The following is a 17,159-nucleotide window of genomic DNA, read 5'->3' on the forward strand; positions in this document are numbered from 1 at the left end:
CGACACTCCCAGCCTTTTATCCCGTGCCGCCGAAGGCGGACGCATGCTCACGGTCAAGGACACCGTCCACGACCACATCGAGATCGACGGTGTCGCCGCGGACCTCGTCGACACGCCCGCCCTCCAGCGGCTGCGCCACGTCAAACAGCTCGGCACGGTCCAGCTCGTCTACCCATCCGCGAACCACACCCGGTTCGAACACAGCCTCGGCGTCTACCACCTCGCGAACCGCGCGCTCGATCACCTCGGGATCGAGGGGAAACGCGCCGACCGCATCGAGGCCGCGGCGATGCTCCACGACGTCGGCCACGGCCCGTTCAGCCACAACCTCGAGTCGCTCACACACCGCCGGACAGGGAAGTACCACGACGACGTCGACGAGCTGCTCGCGACCGGCGCGGTCGGCGAGGTGTTGCGCGACCACGACCTCGACCCGGATCGGATCGCCGAAATCGTCGCCGGCGAGGGCCCGTACGCCGGCCTCGTCTCGGGCGAGCTCGACGTCGACCGCATGGACTACCTCGTGCGCGACGCCTACCACACCGGCGTCCCGTACGGCACCATCGACACCGAGCGGTTCGTCCGCGAGCTGACGTTCGTCGAGCGCGGTGCGGGCGCGGACGCCGACGGACCGGACGGCTGGAGCGGACCCGATCGCGACGGTCCGGAGCTCGTCTTGGACGAGGGGAACGTCCAGACCGCGGAGAGCCTCCTGCTCGCCCGCGCGCTGATGAACCCCGTCGTGTACACCCACCACGTCGCGCGCATCTCGAAGGCGATGCTGCGCCGGGCCGCGAGCGAACTCCTCGACGCGACCGCGACGACGGCGGCCGAGCTGCGCCGGATGGACGACCACGACTTCCTCGCCGCGGTCCGCGACTGCCGGGCGACAGCCGAGTTCGCCCGCCGGTACGACGAGCGCGACCTCTACAAGCTGGCGGTGTGGGCCGAGTACGACGACGTCCCCGACCGCGTCCACGACGCGGACCGCGCGGCCGAGACCGCCCTCGAACGCGAGATCGCTGCGGAGGCCGGCGTCGCCCGCGACCACGTGATCCTCGACGTGCCGCCCGAGCCGACGATGCGCGAGTCGACCGCGCGCGTCACCGTCAACGGCGAGATACGGCGGCTCGAACGACAGTCGCCGCTGGTCTCCGCGCTTCGGACCGCCCAGCGAAACCAGTGGCGCCTCGGCGTGTACGCCCCCGAGCCGGCGACCGACCGCGTCGGCCGCGCGGCCGCGGACGTGCTCGGCCTCGACCCCGACGGGCTCGTGACCGAGGTGCGCGGCGCGATGCCGACGACGCTCGACGAGTTCGAGTGAGGTTTATGCCGACCCCGTTCGACGTGCCGGCGTGACCGACGCGCACCGCGAGAACCGCCGCCTCTGGAACGAGTGGAGCGACGCGTTCCAGGCGCTGTGGAACGCCGACACCGACGAGGGAGGAGCGCCGCCCGCGCCGACCCCGTTCGACTCCGACGGCCACGCCGCCACCGGTGCCGAGTATCCGCCGCCGATCGAGGAGGCGGCGGTCGTCGAGCTGGGCTGCGGCGGCGGACAGGGGACCGTGGGCACCGCGCTGGCGGGCGCCGGCCGGGCGGTCGGCGTCGACGTCTCGGAGGAGCAGCTCCGACACGCACGGCGCCTCCGGGACCACTACGGCGTCGACGCCGAGTTCGTTCAGGGGGACGTGACCGGCGTCCCGCTCGCCGTCGACGCCTTCGACGCGGCGTTCTCGGAGGCGGCGTTCCAGCTCGTGGCGGACCTCGACGCCGCCGTGCGCGAGGCGCGCAGCGTCCTCCGGCCGGGCGGCGCGTTCTACTTGGCGGTGATGCACCCGTTCCGGGAGCTGATCGACCCGGACGGCGGCGCGCCCCGGCGCGGCTACCACGCGCCGCCGCGCCGCGAGGTCGAGATCGACGAGTCGTACGACGCGGATCTCGTGGCGTTCGACCGCACCGTCTCCGAGCTCCACCGCGCCCTCGTGGACGCGGGGTTCGTCGTCGAGCGCGTCGTCGAACCGGAGCCCGAGGGCGGCGAAACGACGAGCGAGGGCGGCGAAACGACGAGCGAGGGCGACGCCGCCGCGGCCGCCGAGCCGCGAGAGCTCCTCCCCGAGACGCTCGGGTTCTGGGCCCGGCTCGACGGGCGCTGAGGCCGCCGAGCGGGGTCGCTTCCCGTGACGTTTTAACCCCGGGCTGGCGAGCCCTCGGTATGCATCTGGAGGGGACGGTACTGGTCGGTCGCGACTTCGAGCCGGTCGAGGGCCGGGTCGTCGTCGCGGACGGCGAGATCGTCCGGATCGAGGAGGCGTCCGTCGAGAGCGACGCGGTGATCCTTCCGGCGTTCGTCAACGCTCACACCCACATCGGCGACTCGATCGCCAAGGAGGCAGGCGAGGGGCTCTCGCTCGACGAGCTCGTCGCGCCGCCGGACGGCCTGAAACACCGGCTCCTCCGGGACGCGGACCACGAGGAGAAGGTGGCCGCGATGGCGCGCACGCTGCGATACATGGAGGCGACCGGCACGGGCACCTTTCTGGAGTTCCGCGAGGGAGGCATTGAGGGCGTGAACGCGCTCCGCGACGCGCTCGCGGGCGAGGGGGTCCCGTTCGGCGAGCGCGCGATCGAGTCGGTCGTCTTCGGCCGCGACGACCCCGACGTGCTCTCGGTCGCGGACGGGTACGGTGCCTCTGGCGCCCGCGACGCCGACTTCGACGCGGTCCGGGCGGCGACGCGCGAGGCCGGCAAGCCCTTCGGGATCCACGCGGGCGAGCGCGACGCCGACGACGTCAACGCCGCGATGGACCTCGATCCGGACTTCCTCGTCCACATGGTCCACGCCGAGCCGATCCACCTCGAACGGCTCGCCGATCGCGGGACCCCCGTCGTCGTCTGCCCGCGGTCGAACCTCGTGACGAACGTCGGCGTGCCGCCGATCCGCGAGCTGAACAAACGGACGACCGTCGCGCTCGGTACCGACAACGTGATGACGGACTCGCCGTCGATGTTCCGCGAGATGGAGTTCGCGGCGAAGCTCTCCGATCTCCCCGCCCGCGAGATCCTGCGGATGGCGACGGTCAACGGGGCCGCGATCGCCGGACTGAACCGCGGCGTGGTCGAGCCCGGGGCGGACGCCGACCTGCTCGTCCTCGACGGCGACTCGGACAACCTCGCCGGGGCCCGTGACCTGGTCCGCGCGGTGGTCAGACGCGCCGGGCAGGCCGACGTCTCCCGAGTCGTCATCGGCGGCGAGCCGGTCGTCCCGCGCGGCGACTGAGCCGGGGGCGGTCCGGCGACGCCGGGACCGACTTTCCCCGCCGATACCGGGACCGGCTTTCCCCGCCGACGCCGGGACCGATTTCCCCCGCCGACGGAGTGAAGCCGCTCCCGCCCCTGTCCCCTTCCATGACGACGCTTTCGCTGCTCGCCGGCCTCGCCCTCGGGCCGGTCGTCGGACTCGTCGCGACGCTCGCGATGGACCCAGTGATGGCGCGGCTCCCCGAGGGAGAGACGGCGCCGAAGGTCGCGGCGAGCGTGCTCACCGACACCCCGGTCGACGACGCGCCGGCGCGGCTGGCGACGTGGGTCCACTACGTCGCCGGGGGCGGCTCGGGACTGCTGTTCGTCGGGCTCGTGTCGGCGGTACAGGCGACGCTCGGCGTCGGGGTCGGCGTCGCGCTGGTCGTCTCGGGCCACGCGATGTTCGCGCTGATGGTCGGCTTCTTCGCGCTCGTCCCGCTGCCCCGCGCGTCCGGGCTCCCGCGCCAGCGGCTCGGCCCGATCCGGCGCGACTGGGCGCTCTCCGCGGCGGCGTACGTCCTCGTCGCCGCCCTGATCGTCGCGGTCGCGACCGGGGTCTGACCCACCGCTGACGGCGCGGCCGCGGCACCTCCGCGGCACCTCCGCGACGACCGCGAGCCGGGAGAGAAACGGTTTAGTCGCTGGCTCCGGCCCGATCGGGTATGCACGCCATCACTCGATCCGGGTGGATCGAGGTCATTTCGGGGTCGATGTTCTCGGGCAAGACGGAGGAGCTGCTCCGCCGGCTCCGGCGCTCCGAGATCGCCGGGCAGTCGGTCGCCGTCTACACGCCCGCGATCGACGACCGCTACGGCGAGACGACGATCGGCAGCCACGCCGGCCGCCAGTGGGAGGCGACCGTCGTCGACAACGAGGGCGACGGGCCGCGAGACATCCTCGACGACGATCCCGCCGAGGTCGTCGCGATCGACGAGGCGAACTTCTTCTCGGACGCGCTCATCGAGGTCTGTAACACCCTCGCCGACCGCGGCAGCCGCGTGATCGTCTCGGGCACCGACCAGACGTTCCGCGGAGAGCCGTTCGAGCCGCTCCCGCAGCTCATGGCGACCGCCGAGTACGTCGACAAGCTGCAGGCCATCTGCTCGGTCTGCGGCGAGCCCGCCTCTCGGAACCAGCGGCTCATCGAGGGCGAGCCCGCCCACGTCGACGACCCGACGATCCTCGTCGGCGCCGAGGAGTCCTACGAGGCGCGGTGTCGCGACTGTCACGTCCTGTTGACCGGCGACCGGCCCGACGGGGAACGACCGTTCGAGAGCGCCGAGGCCGACTCCGCGAACGACTGAGTCAGTCGGCGCTCGCCTGCGGACCGCTGATCGTCACTTCAGTCGGAGTTACGCGCCCGCCGGTATGCCCACAGGTGCCCGTCGCCGTCCGGCAGGTCGATCGGTCGATACGTGCGAACCAGCGTCGTCCCGTCAGCGAGCGCGAGCCGCTCGTCGTTCACCGGACGCCGAGCGTCGACGATCCGCTCGATCCGCTCGACGAACCCCTCGGGATCGGCGAACCGTCCGCTCAGGTCGGCCGCGAACGCCTCGCAGTCGCGCCCGACTGCGGCCTCCGGGTCCCCGTCGATGTCGAACAGATCGTAGAGCCGCTCGTTCACTCGGATCACCTGTCGGTCCGCGTCTTCGACGAGCATCCCCACCGGGAGCGCGTCGAGGGCGGTGGACAACACGGCGTTCGTCCGTTCTATCTCGCGTTTGCGCGCCGTCGCCTCGGTGACGTCCTCGAACTGCGAGAACACGCCGATCACCTCGCCGTCGGCGTCGGTCACCACCTGGTTGTGCCACGCGCAGCGGATCCGCTCGCCGTCGCTGCGGACGTTCTCGTTGACGCTCTGGTAGCCGCCCTTATCCGAGAGGAGGTCGCGTTCGAGCGCCGCCACGTGTCGGTGCTCCGGTTCGGGAACGAACGGAAGCCACGTGCCGCCGAGCAGTTCGGACTCGTCGTAGCCGAGGATCTCCTCCGCGGCGGGGTTCGCCCGGACGATCCGGAACTCGTCGTCGTACTCGATCGTGCCCAGCGGCGACTGGTCGATGAACCGCGAGAGCCGCTCCTCGCTCTCGGCGAGCGCGACCCGCGACCGGTGCTGGTCGACGGCGTTGCGCACCCGGTTGGCCAACACCTCGTACTGGTCGTTGCCGCCGCGCTTCTGAATGTAGTCCGTCGCGCCCGCCGAGATGGCCTCGCTCGCGATCTCCTCGCTTCCCTTTCCGGTAAACAGCACGAACGGGATCTCGATCCCGCAGTCGCGGACCCGCTGGAGGAGCGTCAGCCCGTCCGTCCCGGGCATGTCGTAGTCGGAGACGACGCAGTCGATCGGCTCCGCGTCCAGCCTCTCGATCGCGTCGTCGACGTCGGTTTCGGAACTGACTTCGAACGCCTCGTCGATCCGCTCGAGGTAGGTCGCCGTCAGGTCGAGGTAGGCCGGATCGTCGTCTACGTGGAGGACGCGAACCGTCGACGCGTCCGTCGCCCCGTGGTCCGCGTGAGGGCCCGACATGCGAATCTGTACCGGGACCCGTCGGATATACGTTCGGGTGGGCCGGGTCGACGCCGCGGGCGGGGTGTCGGCTTACGCCCCGTCTGTGCCGGCCGTCACGTCGCGGTCGCGCCCGTCGGCGGTCGCCTCGTCGCCCGCCGCAGCGTCGTCGTCCGCGGTCGCGAGGCGGAACAGCCCCACGAGCGCGGCGGCGGCGACCAGCGCCCCCTCGGCCTTCGCGGCCGTGTACGTCCACTCGCGCGGCTCGGCCTCGCCGGCGTTCCGGTAGAACGCGCGCGTCCAGAGTGCGACGGCGCGCCGCGGCGCGACGGCTTCGAGCAGTCCGCCGATTCCGGCCACCAACAGCAGTAGCGCTTTCATACGACCCCTTCGACGGCGACCCTCAAAAGCGGAGCGGGGGCGGTCGCGGCCGGTCGGACCCGGTCCCGTTCACCTGCCGGCCGGTTGGATTCGGACCCGCTCACCCCTCGGTCACCCGCTTGGCGTCGTCGAGGTAACGCCGGCAGGTCGCGGCCGCCCACTCGCGGACCGCCGGGTCCCCCGTCCACAGCAGGGCTGCGACCCCGTCCCCGTCGATCACCCCGACGACCGCGCGGTCCTCAGCGAGGACCACCGCGACGGGCGATTCGCCCTCGTGGCGGTACGTGTCGACGCCGCGGTCGGCGAGCGCGCGCCGGACGACCGGTCCAGTCGCTCCGGCGAGGCGGTCGCTGGCGGACCCGGTGAACACCACGCGGACCTCGCGCGGCGCGCTCGACTCGGATTCGGCGTCGTTCTCCGCGGCCGCAGCGTCGTCTCCGGCCGCAACGTCGCCTCCGGCCGCAGCGTCGCTCCCCGAGGCCGCCAGCGACGCGTTCAGTCGCCGGGCGAGGTCGGCGTCGAACCGCGGGACGACGGCGACGACGCTGTCGGCCTCGCCGACGAGTTCCGCGAGCCGTCCCGCGGGAGTCGAGGCGTCGGTGCCGGCCGCGTCGTCGGCATCCGGCTCGTCTCCGCGCTCGACGACCTCGACTCGATCGTCGAGGCTCGCCGGGTCGGCGTCGACCGCGCGCGCCACGAGCGACCGGAGGACCGCCGCGGGCGACGCGGTCTCGTCGTCGCTCACGGGTTCCGCCCGCTCTCCGCTTTTGAGTCGCTCTCGCCTCCCGGCCAGCGGTCCGGCGCCTTTGGGCGTTCCGGGTACGACTGCCGACCGCCGGTCGACTTCTGCGCGAGCAGCCGGGCCGTGGCGCGCCGGCGGTCGCCGGGGCGCTCCGTCGTCGTCTCGTCGTAGTAGCGCACGCTCAGCCCGAGCCCGGCGCGGAGCAGCTCGTTCGCCGCGAAGCGGTACCGGTCGTCGCTCGGGCCCGACGGCGACGGTTCCGCTGACCGGAGGTGACCCTCCACGAACAGGTACCCGCCCGGCGCGAGCGACTCGACGAGGTCCGCGAATCGGTCGAGCGCGTGGAAGTAGCTCATCGTCACGAGGTCGTACGCCTCGGTCGGGAACCCGTACGTCGAGATGTCCGCCCGAATCGGCTCGATCCGGTCGCCGATCCCGCGTTCCGCGGCGCGCTCGCGGACGATCCGGAGCCCCTCCGCCGAGGCGTCGAGCGCGTCGACATCGTAGCCGCGGTCCGCGAGGAACACCGCGTTTCGGCCGGTGCCGGTCGCGACGTCGAGCGCGCGGCCGCCCGGCAGCGACGGCTCGTAGGCGCGAAGCACGGGGGACGGCTCCGGCGTGCGCGGGTACTCGCCCAACGCGAACCGCTCGTCCCAGTCGGTGTCGGTCACGATCACCCTTCGAGGTGCCCGGGCGTAAACCTCAGGGGCGCCCGCTCGGAGTGACGGGTATGGAAAACGCGACGGACCCCGCCGAGCGGCTGAACGAACTCCTCGTGGACGGCGACGAGACGCTGGCGACCGCGGAGTCGCTCACCGGCGGCCTCGTCGGGTCGCGGGTGACGGACGTGCCGGGCGCGAGCGCCTACTTCGACCGCGGGTTCGTGACGTACACGTACGACGCCAAGCGCGAACTACTCGGCGTCTCCCGCGAGTCGCTCGACGCCCACGGGGCCGTGAGCGAGCCCGTCGTCCGCGAGATGGCGGCGGGCGCGCGCGACCGAGCGGACGCGGACTGGGCGGTCGCGACCACCGGGATCGCGGGGCCGACCGGCGGCACCGACGAGAAGCCGGTCGGGCTCGTCTGGTTCGGCGTCGCGCACGCCGCGCCGTGGGGCACCGAGGAGTCGTTCGTGCGGGCGGAGCGGGCCGTCCTCGACGGCGACCGCGACGCGGTGAAGCGGGGCGCGGCCGAGTACGCGCTCGACGCGCTCGTCCGGACGATCGAGGACGTCGAGGGCTGAGCAAGCGGAGACCTGGGCGCGCGACCCGATCCACCACGTGCGTTTATCAGGTGACGGCGCGTATTACCGGTATGATAGAGCGCGTACTCGTCGCGATGGACGGCTCAGACCTCTCCGAGCGCGCGCTCCGGTACGCGCTCGACGGCCACCCCGACGCCGAGATCACCGTGTTGAACGTCGTCGGCGGCGCGTCGCCGATGATGGGGCAGGCCGCGGGGATCGCCCTGTCGGACGACGAGGAGGGCGGGATCCGCGAGGCCGCGGAGCCGGTGTTCGAGCGGGCCCGCGAGATCGCTGACGAGTACGACACGGCGATCGAGACGATCGTGGAGGCGGGACGGCCGGCGCGCCAGATCATCGACCACGCCGAGGAGTTCGACGTCGTCGTGTTAGGCACCCACAGCGGGTCGCTCGCGGACAGACTCCTCGTCGGCAACGTGGCCAAGACGGTGTTCCAGCGCTCGCCGGTGCCGGTGACGGTCGTGCGGTGAGTCGGATCCCCGCCCGGCGGCGCGGCCGTCCCGGTCGTTACTCGATGTAGGCGTTTCCGACGACCGCGACGACCAGCGCGGCGATCACGATCCACGTGAGCGGTTCGACCGCGAGGAGCCGGAGCGGCCGCGCGACCGACTCGTCGAAACCGAAGAGGGCACCGCCGGCGAACCCGACCGCGATCACGAGCGCGCCGACGATTCCGGCGACGCCGAGCAGCGCGCGGTCCGACGAGTCCATACCCGACGTGAGCGTCCGGGCTACTTAAGAAATGTCCGAGGAACGGTTCCGCAATCGGATTCTGGCCCTCCGCGGGAAGCCAGGGCAGGGATGTGGGAATTATGTTTACAATCCCTGCGCTCCACGAGCCTGTATTTCGACGCAGGATCCCTGAGACGCCGTCGAGGGCCTCCGTGAGCGGATTCGCGAACGGGAGCGAGACGTTACTGAGGAGGACGCTGAGGCGCTGCTCACCTTCTCCGACCAGCTCGACCTGATGAAGAGCAAGTACTCCGACTACCGGCACCTCAAACTCCTCCGCCACTGTACGCGGATGGCTGATAGTGATTACTGCGAGTCTTTACCGCCGTGACGATCCGTATCGGCACTGAGGGCGGCTGAACCAGCGTCCCTCGACGCCGCCTCTGAAACTATTCGCAGTAATCTCTATGAGGCGACCGACCAGCTCGCCGACGCCACTCACGATCGCGACGCCGCCGAGGCTGTCGTCCGCTGGATCAACCGGGAGTACGACAGCGAGGAGACGAACCGGGACTACCGGTCCGCCATCCGCGTCTTCACGAAGCGCGTCCGGCGTCTCGACGAGTCGCCCGAGAGCGTCGCCTGGATCCCGACCGGTACCTCGAGCAGCTACGACCCGACGCCGAGTGAGCGCGACCTCCTCGCCGATGAACTCGTGGACGTAGACGTCGACGGCGTTGCCCATCTCGACGTTGTCACGAGCGGCGAGCCACTCGCGCAGGTCCGAGCGGCGCTCGCGAACGCCCGTCTCGGGGTCGATACGGTGGACAATGCCGGCGTCGCGGTCGAAGCGGTGAATGTACCCCTCGGCGTCAACGCCGAGCGTAGTGTACTGTGCGATCAATCGCGTGTCTTTGCGCTTTTCAGCGCAGTAGGTTTCGTGGACATGCTGTCTTCTCTGGTAGCCCGGTCGTTGGCGTCCCACCGCCGGCGACCAGTCCGTTTCTAGCCGCGTCCCGAGCTACCCACTTATTAGTATATTTGCTAACTAGTCATAGGTTAGCATTTGCGCTAACTATTAGTAGATGCGCTAAGTATTGTTCTGTAGAGGTTAGCAAATTCTACAATGGACAGGCACGGAAGACGCGGTATGGCGAAGACTCGCGCGCTTCTCACCGAAACGGAGCGCGAGCAAATCGCGGGCGAGCATGGAGACTCTCGGAAGTACCAAGCGACTTCCCGAGTTCGCGGTCGGATCCAGGAAGAGCTCGAGAGCGATGTCGAAGTACTCAAAGAACACCATCCGGACCTGCTCGAGGAGCTCCGCGAGGTTGTTTGCGAGGAGGTCAACGATGACTGACGCCGAGACGGAGACGTTCGAGGGGTACCTCATCCTCGACTGGCGCTCCGGCGAGCAGCGTCAGCGGAAGACCGAGCCCGACGACCTCGCGCTGTACCAGCTCGCGATCCCCTACTCGATCGACGTCGACGTTCCGGAGGTAACCGTGCCGACAATCGAGGCCGCGATCGAGGTGCCCGAGGCTGAGGTTGAGCAGTCGATCGTTTAGGAGACGCGCGATCTGGCTGAGGCACAAGGCAGCGAGGGTAGCTAAAAATCAACGTTTAGAAAACAGCTCGTGGATATCAGAATTTGGAATTTTTTGTATATATTCACCGGATTCATTTATCTATTCACAGATAAAGAACATCAAAGATTATACAACCGCAGAACAATCTCAATCTGGGAAAAACAAACGGATCAACATTCATGCGGTCGCCTCAGTGCGATCGCGAGCCGTCACCAAGAGACAAGCTGTGTGCTAGAAAAATCACGCAAGAGATTGGATATGTCCAATATGTCGCTCCTCCCTGGTGTCACAGCACCAGCGTTTGCGGTACTCGCAGGAGCGTGGCTCGTTCACCGAGGCGCCGTAGCGGTCGGTGTGGGATTTACCCTCGCCGGACTAGCCGTCTGGTCGCGTGTGAACTGAGATATGCCACCAGCCAATCTCTGGTGTATTACTCATATTGTATTGAAAGAGTGGATATGCCCGAATTTGTTTTCGCAGGAGCGGGCCGGCTCGCCGTCACAGCAGCGAGGTATGGGCCAAATCAGATCCGTCTGTAGCAGTACTAGGCCCAGTCTTCATCACTACTGGCGCGTTGAAAAAATTTTGCTAACTCTTGACTGGGTTCTTATGTTCTTGATAATTGAGGTTCTGGGCGTCGCGCCGGACGCGCCGAAGCCGACTGTAATGGGTGCGTTCCGCGAGATCGTGAAGGACGCGCACGGCAACTAGAGTGACAACGATGCGTACGATGTCGCCAAGCGGAAGGAAGCGCGGGATGCGCTGCCGACGACAGGGTGTAGTTAGGTCTGGCCGCGGGCACTATTCGATGGTCGGGTTTGCCGTGCCGTCCACCTTGATCTCGCCGTGAGCCGATAAGTAGCGGACCATGTCGACCTCTAAACCGAGTCGGCGACAGGCGACACGAGCGATTGTGATCACAAAGAAAGCGGCACTAAGACACCAAACGTCGGATACCCCGCTGACCAGCGCTTCTCCGATACTGTAGAGATCCAGAGCTGTGGTCGCACTACCCTCTTTCAGCCACCACCCGAAGTCTACGAGCCAGTCTGGGCCGGAGACATCGATTCGGAGTGCTTCTAACGTGATCTCGATCGGTGGTCTACTCATACGACAGCGTCTCGGAGACACTGTGATAAGCACTATGCCGACGCAAGTGATATGTCTCGCCAATGGCTGAAACCTTCTACGTTGAGTGCCCGGGCTGCGGCGAGACAAAGGGGGCCGATCACCACAACCCCGGCACCGTCGGCATCCACTGCTCGTGTGGTGTCTCTGCGAGTGTCGACATCGAGGCGCAGGCTATCGGCGACTGGTGGGAGCGATAACCGGTTCAGAGATATATAGAAAGTCGTAGCCGTGCGTATATTTGAACAGCAACACTTTTGAGATAATGTTCCTCCTTGACACACGGCGGCCGTGTAATAGAGGTCGCAAGTCGGCTGAGCGCAAGCGACGTCGGCGGAAGACACGCATGAGTAAGCCCAGCAGACTGGCGGTGACCCCTATCATCGCCACGAAAGGAGGTCTTGCTCTGCTTTGGGCAGGGTACCCTGCTCTCGGCGTCGCCATGATGGTGCTTGCGTTGCTGACCACATGGTTAATTGCTCGGGAGTTCGGTCACCGGTTCCGAGGCAGGACTACCGAGGGTTGACGTTCCTCGGCCCCGCTCTGCGGGGCATTCATTCCTGTACTCATTTCGAAAAGACACGACACGAGGTACGCCCAGCAGGACGTGTTGTCACCGCAGCCGGATCAGCTCCGGCCCCCTATCGCGGTGGGTCGTGGTGTTCCATCTTGGAAACCACCTCGTGGTGTGCCATTCGGAGCGGGTTACGTTGCTCCGAGGCATCCTTACCTACGTGTTCCAGCGTAAAAGAGTATTGAGTTGACTGGAAGTGTTTCGTCAACCACCGAGAAGCATGGTCGCTCGGTCGCTCGCCTCAAACCTCTCGTCACTCGCGAACAGCGACGCGATCTCCCGCACGCCCTCCTCGGCCTCCCAGCCCTCGCCGCGGTAGTGCCGAACCGGCGCCCGCTACGCGGAGCGTTCGTAGTGCGCCCGCGAACACCGTATAAATCCGCACGCCGAACTACCGTGAGAGCGCGGCGATACCGTGGCGCGAGACAATGAGCATGGCCTTCGCGGCACTCGCGATCGCGAGCGCCCCACCGAGATACAGGAGGGCGAAGCCCGCCTGCCAGACGAGACTGTCGAGCACCGTGAGTGTCGGGAGATTTAACGCGAAGATCAGCGCCGCGAGCGCGAGCAGCCGGCGCGTGACAAAGCCGTCGCGAGCGGTCGGCGCGGTGGAGTCAGTCTCCATACGCGGCTTATTGAACACCGTTCGCAAAAGGCTACGGGCGCTCGACAGGCACAACAAACAGATCGGCGGGGGGTTTATACCCGCTCTTCAACATCAACTGCTCGGGTTGCGGTAAGACGAAGGGGCCGATCACGACCCACCCAGGCACCGTTGGCATCCACTACTGGTGTGGCGTCTCCGCGAATTTCGACATCGAGGCACAGGAGATCGGCAATTGGTGGGAGCGAAATTAACACTTCTACGTAATCACTAATTTGATACTTGATTATATATAATGCTTAACTGAAACCGATGACTGTTCCTGGATTGCCTTCACAACTCCTCACAGGAGTCTCGCTGGCAGTAACCGCGACTGCGCTGATATTAAATGTCCTAAGTAATAGAAAGAGGTTCGAATTCTCACCAGTCACACTTAGTATTACAATATTCTTCATATTTGCCTCATTTTATATGTCTATGATATACTTATACAAGCAAACATTTGATACTCCAATAGATTTCATTGAACCTCGGCGTTTATTTTTACTCGTGTTTGCTACCAGCATGATTAGTATTACAATACCACTCTTGAGTTTCATGAAGTCTGAGTTGCTGGGCTGGAAATAGATAGTTAATCCATGCTAGGAGGCTTATCTCCCAACCCATTTATTTTGCCCGACTATCACTTGCGAACAGCGACGCGATCTCGCGGACGCCCCTCTCAGCGTCCCACCCCTCGCCGCGGAGGGTGCCGCACGGGCTGTCTCCAGGGCGACCGCTCGTAGTGCGCCCACAGACGCGTCTCTCGCCCGCCTGCCGCCGGCGTGAGCCGGACGTGATACTGCCACATTCCGAAGAAGCCCTCGGGCCGATAGGCGTAGGAGCCGACCTCCCAGACGCGCTCGCCCGTCTCCTCGTCGACATCGTACTGGATCGACGCGAGCGTGTTCGGGTACACGCGCTCCATCGACCGGAGCTCGGCGCGAACCTCACTCGGCGGCGCGTCGATCGTCCTGACGAGCGTCCGTGCGTTGATCTGGAGGCCAGTCTTCTCCGGGAGGGCGTCGGCCGCGGCCTCGAGGTCGACACCGACGCGCTCGTCGACGACATCAAGCTCATCGTCGTAGTCGCCGTCGGCGAGGCGGTCGAGCACGGCCAAGACGACTCGGCGGGCGCGCCACAGGTCGGGCCACCGGCCGAGGTAGCGCTGCGCGACCAGGAAGAGCACGAACCCGACAGCGTGCGCGAGCAGTTGGGCGTTCTCGATAGCGATGCGACTCAGGGTGTCGATGTTGTGGACATGAATCGGAGTGCGCTGGTGGCCTCACGCCCGCCGCGCGAAGCGGACGATCATCGGACACACAATTATTACATTTTCAATACTATCGTGAAGACATGTCTGAAGAAGAGATGGAAGAACGGTCAGATGATGATCCTGAGAGCAGTTCCGATACTAACCAAATTGATCCTAGAGACGACCAAGGACCATACCCAGAATTTGAAAAGAGGGATTTCGACACGCGACGCGAACGAGCCTGGGCATTTATATCAGATAATAAGAATGATCTTGGAAAAGCGATTGTCGATTGGTTTGGACACATAGCTCAAACAGGGCTTGGTGCTTTTGCTGGGTTCTATTTGGCCGCTAGTGAAGATTCTAGAGTAGTGTTGGAGCCTATGGCGTTCGTAATTATTTTTCTCTTTGCCTTGGCAGTACTACTGATATATATCGGGAGATCGCTTTATGATAGTTGACTGAGCGAAGTGAGATGATTAAATCTGCTCGGCCACCGCACTGAGCCGGTCCTCAAAGTCGGCGATCCGCTCGCTGGCAGTCTCCCTGTTCTGAAGCCGGAGGTCAGCACTGGACGGCATCACCTCGATTTCCCGGAGCTCGTACGGCTCGGTCCCGGGCAGCTGCTCAATGTCGGCAACCTCGACGAGCGACTGCTGCGGGTCGACGTCGGTGTGGTCTGTCTCGTTGACCTCCAGAACTCCGGCGTCGACGTAGGGGTCGAACTTCCCCGTCTTCTGGTTGCCCTGTATCTGCTGCTCGAGGTGGATCGTCCCGGCGACGGTGACCCGGTCGCCGGCGGTGACGATGTCGGCGAGGTCGTCCTCGACGAACACGTCGATCTCGGTGCCGCTCCCCTCGGCGATCTCCGGCGGCGTCGCAAGACGGAACTGCTGGGCGTCGACGAACGCCGACTGGTCGTAGTTGACGTCGAACGGCCCTTGCCGCTCGCAGCCCTGACTCTCGTGCGGCTCCTGGAAGCCCGAGTCGGTCTGCGGGATGTAGGTCATCGTCCCGCAGCGCCGGCACTCGAACGCCGCCTCGACGATCTTCGAGTACTGGTCGGTGACGTTCGACACCTCGCCCGTGACCGCCCGGTAGTTGCTCGCCTGGTCCGTCGGGGAGAAGCCGCCGGGGTAGTAGGTGTGCTCGGCCGGCAGGTTCGACACGCGAACGTGTGCGTTCGCGAGGTCGACGTCGGCTAGGAGGTCGTACGCACGGAGCGCCTCCTCGAAGATCTCTCGCATCTGCCCCGGCTTGGCGAGACAGTCCTCCGCGATCGCGTGGTCGAACTCGAAGAGCTCGTCGTAGTCGATGACGAGCGACCGCCGCTCGTTCGGGTAGCGCTGGGCGAGCGTTCCGACCGCGTCGCGGTACCGCTCCCGGAGGAAGCGGGTCAGCGTCTCGGTTAGGGTCTCGTTCTCCTTTTGTCGGTCGTGGGTGGTGGACATCGTGAGTTTCGTCCGCGAATAAAGTCTGTCGAACCACTCGGACCGCCGGACGATGACGGCCAGACGTCGGCCAGAACGACGGCCTAGTGGCTAACGGACAGTTGCTTACACAGCGATGTTTATGGTGATCTACAGGGAGTACAAGCGGAGGCGGAATCCCACGCGAGAAGACCACCATCGCTACCTCACCCCCTCCATGTCGGTTTTATTCGCGGACGAAAACACCGCGCCGCGTTTCGCCTCGCTAGCGTCGACGGTGAGGCTGCGGTTGCCGCTGGCCGGCGTCTTCACCTCGAAGCCGCGGATGTCCGCGGCGAGCTCCATCAGTGTGTAGCAGTGGTCGGCCGACGGCTCTCCGTCGAACACCTCCCACATGATGTCGTCGTAGTCGAGCGCGGCGACACCCGAGCCACGAGTCGCCTTCTGGAAGGCGTGCTCGCGGACCATCCCGACCTTGTCATCACGGGTGAGTTCGGCGTAGTCGCGATCGTCATCGTGTTCGGAGAGGCGCAGCTCGAGTGAGGTGACGTCCTCGCGGAGGCGCTCGATCTCGTAGGTCGCCTCGTCGAGGTCAGCCTCGAGGCCGTTCGCCTTCGCGAGGGCCCGCTGCGCGATGGCAAGTGCGTCCCGGGCGGAGACGTCGTCGTCCTCAGACATCGCCGACCACCTCACCGTCGTCGGCGTCGTCGGGACAGACCGGGCGCTCGCGACCATCCTCCAGACAGATGACGAACTCGGCGTCGTGAGTACAACCGAGGGCGGTACAGATCGCCATCTACGCGGTCACCTCTGTTCCCGAAGCCGCCGCTCCAGTGTTCGCTATTGCGGCATGTAGTGTAACTACCTGACTCTCGACAGGACGCACAACCCCACCGGGGTGCGGATCCGCGCGGGATTGTTCAGAAACGTGATAGAGCCAGGGCAGGGATTTGAACCCCGGAAGTCTCGATTACAAGTCGAGTGCATGAACCACCCATGCTCCCCTGGCGCGTGCGGCCGTACTCGGTCCTCCTATGTGTGCGTGTCGCTTTCCGCGAACCCGGCCGGCGTCAGTCGCTTTCGTCGCCCGATCCGTCGTCGCTGCGTCCGTCGCCGTTGACGCCGCTCAACGACTTCGTGAGTTCGACGCGGTGTGATTCGTAGCCGTGTTCAGCGTAGAACGCTCGGGCGCCGTCGTTGTCGGCGAGCGCCTCCAGCGCAACGCGGTCGGCGCCCGCCTCGGCGAGCGCGCGCTCGGCCGCGTCGAGCAGCGCCGCGCCGATCCCCTCCCCTCGTCGCTCCGGGACCACAAACAGGTTACTGACGGTCCCGCGGACGGCGTCGCGCTCGTAGTCGCCGCGTTCGAGCGAGAAGCCGACGAAGCCGACCGGGTCGGCGTCGCGGTCGCCACTGCCGTCCGTCTCCGCGTCGGGGGCCGGCTCGCGAGCGACGAGCAGTTCCCCCGTCACGACCGACTGCGCGACGCACTCGCGGACCGCGGTGCGGTTCGCCTCGCCGCGGAGCGTGGCGCCGTGCTCGCGCTGACCGGCGGCGAGCGTCACCCACATGTCGACGACGGCGTCGACGTCGTCGGCGGTCGCCGGCTCGATCCGCGCGTCCGTCTCGCCCATGCGATCGCCTTCGGCTCGGGGCGTGTTGAGGCTGCCGGCCGGCG

The 17,159-nt window shown here is 66.5% G+C and carries 24 protein-coding genes and 1 tRNA gene; 11 read left to right on the plus strand and 14 right to left on the minus strand.

Annotated elements, in window-relative coordinates; genetic code table 11:
- Window positions 1-43: 43 nt before the first annotated feature.
- The 5 genes from B378_RS0114950 to B378_RS0114970 all read left to right on the plus strand — a co-directional run bounded on the left by B378_RS0114950 (window position 44) and on the right by B378_RS0114970 (window position 4,607).
- Complete coding sequence (locus tag B378_RS0114950) at window positions 44-1,324, plus strand: HD domain-containing protein (protein ID WP_017344575.1); 1,281 nt, start codon at window positions 44-46, stop codon at window positions 1,322-1,324.
- Window positions 1,325-1,355: 31 nt separating this feature from the next.
- Window positions 1,356-2,156, plus strand: coding sequence for a class I SAM-dependent methyltransferase (locus B378_RS0114955; RefSeq protein ID WP_017344576.1), 801 nt, complete (start codon window positions 1,356-1,358; stop codon window positions 2,154-2,156).
- A gap of 59 nt (window positions 2,157-2,215) precedes the next feature.
- The gene (locus B378_RS0114960) at window positions 2,216-3,280 is read left to right on the plus strand and encodes an amidohydrolase family protein (RefSeq protein ID WP_017344577.1); all 1,065 of its coding nucleotides are present in this window, start codon (window positions 2,216-2,218) and stop codon (window positions 3,278-3,280) included.
- Window positions 3,281-3,408: 128 nt separating this feature from the next.
- A complete protein-coding gene (locus B378_RS0114965) occupies window positions 3,409-3,864 on the plus strand; it encodes a hypothetical protein (protein WP_017344578.1) in 456 nt (151 codons plus the stop codon).
- A 101-nt stretch (window positions 3,865-3,965) separates the two neighbouring features.
- Window positions 3,966-4,607, plus strand: coding sequence for a thymidine kinase (locus B378_RS0114970; protein ID WP_017344579.1), 642 nt, complete (start codon window positions 3,966-3,968; stop codon window positions 4,605-4,607).
- A 38-nt stretch (window positions 4,608-4,645) separates the two neighbouring features.
- Here the strand turns inward: B378_RS0114970 and B378_RS0114975 are convergent, their stop codons facing one another.
- From B378_RS0114975 to B378_RS0114990, 4 genes are all read right to left on the minus strand, one after another.
- On the minus strand, window positions 4,646-5,827 hold the full coding sequence (locus tag B378_RS0114975; protein WP_017344580.1) for a PAS domain S-box protein: 1,182 nt from the start codon (window positions 5,825-5,827) through the stop codon (window positions 4,646-4,648).
- A gap of 72 nt (window positions 5,828-5,899) precedes the next feature.
- A complete protein-coding gene (locus B378_RS0114980; RefSeq protein WP_017344581.1) occupies window positions 5,900-6,187 on the minus strand; it encodes a hypothetical protein in 288 nt (95 codons plus the stop codon).
- A gap of 100 nt (window positions 6,188-6,287) precedes the next feature.
- Window positions 6,288-6,932: a hypothetical protein gene (locus B378_RS0114985; protein WP_017344582.1), complete on the minus strand. Its 645-nt coding sequence runs from the start codon at window positions 6,930-6,932 to the stop codon at window positions 6,288-6,290.
- A complete protein-coding gene (locus B378_RS0114990) occupies window positions 6,929-7,600 on the minus strand; it encodes a bifunctional 2-polyprenyl-6-hydroxyphenol methylase/3-demethylubiquinol 3-O-methyltransferase UbiG (RefSeq protein WP_017344583.1) in 672 nt (223 codons plus the stop codon). Before B378_RS0114990 ends, B378_RS0114985 begins: the two co-directional genes overlap by 4 nt.
- Before the next feature lie 59 nt (window positions 7,601-7,659).
- Here B378_RS0114990 and B378_RS0114995 point away from each other — a divergent pair, with 59 nt between their 5' ends.
- Together B378_RS0114995 and B378_RS0115000 are read left to right on the plus strand one after the other, a co-directional pair.
- The gene (locus B378_RS0114995; RefSeq protein WP_017344584.1) at window positions 7,660-8,172 is read left to right on the plus strand and encodes a CinA family protein; all 513 of its coding nucleotides are present in this window, start codon (window positions 7,660-7,662) and stop codon (window positions 8,170-8,172) included.
- A gap of 71 nt (window positions 8,173-8,243) precedes the next feature.
- Window positions 8,244-8,663 (plus strand): universal stress protein, encoded by a 420-nt coding sequence (locus B378_RS0115000; RefSeq protein ID WP_017344585.1) that lies wholly within the window; start codon window positions 8,244-8,246, stop codon window positions 8,661-8,663.
- A gap of 37 nt (window positions 8,664-8,700) precedes the next feature.
- Here the strand turns inward: B378_RS0115000 and B378_RS0115005 are convergent, their stop codons facing one another.
- Together B378_RS0115005 and B378_RS17365 are read right to left on the minus strand one after the other, a co-directional pair.
- Window positions 8,701-8,904: a hypothetical protein gene (locus tag B378_RS0115005; protein ID WP_017344586.1), complete on the minus strand. Its 204-nt coding sequence runs from the start codon at window positions 8,902-8,904 to the stop codon at window positions 8,701-8,703.
- A 340-nt stretch (window positions 8,905-9,244) separates the two neighbouring features.
- Window positions 9,245-9,769, minus strand: a complete 525-nt coding sequence (locus B378_RS17365; RefSeq protein ID WP_017344587.1) for a hypothetical protein — start codon at window positions 9,767-9,769, stop codon at window positions 9,245-9,247.
- A gap of 246 nt (window positions 9,770-10,015) precedes the next feature.
- On the opposite strand from B378_RS17365, the gene B378_RS0115015 reads away from it, so the two are divergent.
- Both B378_RS0115015 and B378_RS0115020 read left to right on the plus strand, forming a co-directional pair.
- Entirely contained in the window at window positions 10,016-10,225 is a 210-nt protein-coding gene (locus B378_RS0115015; RefSeq protein WP_017344588.1) for a hypothetical protein, read from the plus strand.
- Complete coding sequence (locus B378_RS0115020; protein WP_017344589.1) at window positions 10,218-10,433, plus strand: hypothetical protein; 216 nt, start codon at window positions 10,218-10,220, stop codon at window positions 10,431-10,433. Before B378_RS0115015 ends, B378_RS0115020 begins: the two co-directional genes overlap by 8 nt.
- A gap of 822 nt (window positions 10,434-11,255) precedes the next feature.
- Here the strand turns inward: B378_RS0115020 and B378_RS0115030 are convergent.
- Window positions 11,256-11,564: a hypothetical protein gene (locus tag B378_RS0115030; RefSeq protein WP_017344591.1), complete on the minus strand. Its 309-nt coding sequence runs from the start codon at window positions 11,562-11,564 to the stop codon at window positions 11,256-11,258.
- A 62-nt stretch (window positions 11,565-11,626) separates the two neighbouring features.
- Between B378_RS0115030 and B378_RS16895 the strand changes: the two genes are divergently transcribed.
- On the plus strand, window positions 11,627-11,782 hold the full coding sequence (locus B378_RS16895) for a hypothetical protein (protein ID WP_017344592.1): 156 nt from the start codon (window positions 11,627-11,629) through the stop codon (window positions 11,780-11,782).
- A gap of 765 nt (window positions 11,783-12,547) precedes the next feature.
- Here the strand turns inward: B378_RS16895 and B378_RS0115040 are convergent.
- Entirely contained in the window at window positions 12,548-12,781 is a 234-nt protein-coding gene (locus B378_RS0115040; protein WP_017344593.1) for a hypothetical protein, read from the minus strand.
- 700 nt (window positions 12,782-13,481) lie between these two features.
- Window positions 13,482-13,988 (minus strand): hypothetical protein, encoded by a 507-nt coding sequence (locus B378_RS15955; RefSeq protein ID WP_017344594.1) that lies wholly within the window; start codon window positions 13,986-13,988, stop codon window positions 13,482-13,484.
- Between the two features lie 167 nt (window positions 13,989-14,155).
- On the opposite strand from B378_RS15955, the gene B378_RS16900 reads away from it, so the two are divergent.
- Entirely contained in the window at window positions 14,156-14,515 is a 360-nt protein-coding gene (locus tag B378_RS16900; RefSeq protein WP_155118226.1) for a hypothetical protein, read from the plus strand.
- Between the two features lie 18 nt (window positions 14,516-14,533).
- On the opposite strand, the gene B378_RS15960 is transcribed toward B378_RS16900, so the two are convergent.
- From B378_RS15960 to B378_RS0115070, 5 genes are all read right to left on the minus strand, one after another.
- Window positions 14,534-15,505, minus strand: a complete 972-nt coding sequence (locus B378_RS15960) for a minichromosome maintenance protein MCM (protein WP_017344595.1) — start codon at window positions 15,503-15,505, stop codon at window positions 14,534-14,536.
- A 180-nt stretch (window positions 15,506-15,685) separates the two neighbouring features.
- A complete protein-coding gene (locus B378_RS0115055; RefSeq protein WP_026046315.1) occupies window positions 15,686-16,162 on the minus strand; it encodes a hypothetical protein in 477 nt (158 codons plus the stop codon).
- Window positions 16,155-16,280, minus strand: coding sequence for a hypothetical protein (locus B378_RS17440; RefSeq protein ID WP_256364748.1), 126 nt, complete (start codon window positions 16,278-16,280; stop codon window positions 16,155-16,157). Before B378_RS17440 ends, B378_RS0115055 begins: the two co-directional genes overlap by 8 nt.
- Before the next feature lie 139 nt (window positions 16,281-16,419).
- A tRNA-Thr gene (locus B378_RS0115065) sits at window positions 16,420-16,493 on the minus strand.
- A gap of 61 nt (window positions 16,494-16,554) precedes the next feature.
- Entirely contained in the window at window positions 16,555-17,115 is a 561-nt protein-coding gene (locus tag B378_RS0115070) for a GNAT family N-acetyltransferase (RefSeq protein ID WP_017344597.1), read from the minus strand.
- Between the last annotated feature and the right edge of the window lie 44 nt (window positions 17,116-17,159).

The organism is Halorubrum sp. T3, assembly GCF_000296615.1.
GTDB lineage: Archaea > Halobacteriota > Halobacteria > Halobacteriales > Haloferacaceae > Halorubrum > Halorubrum ruber.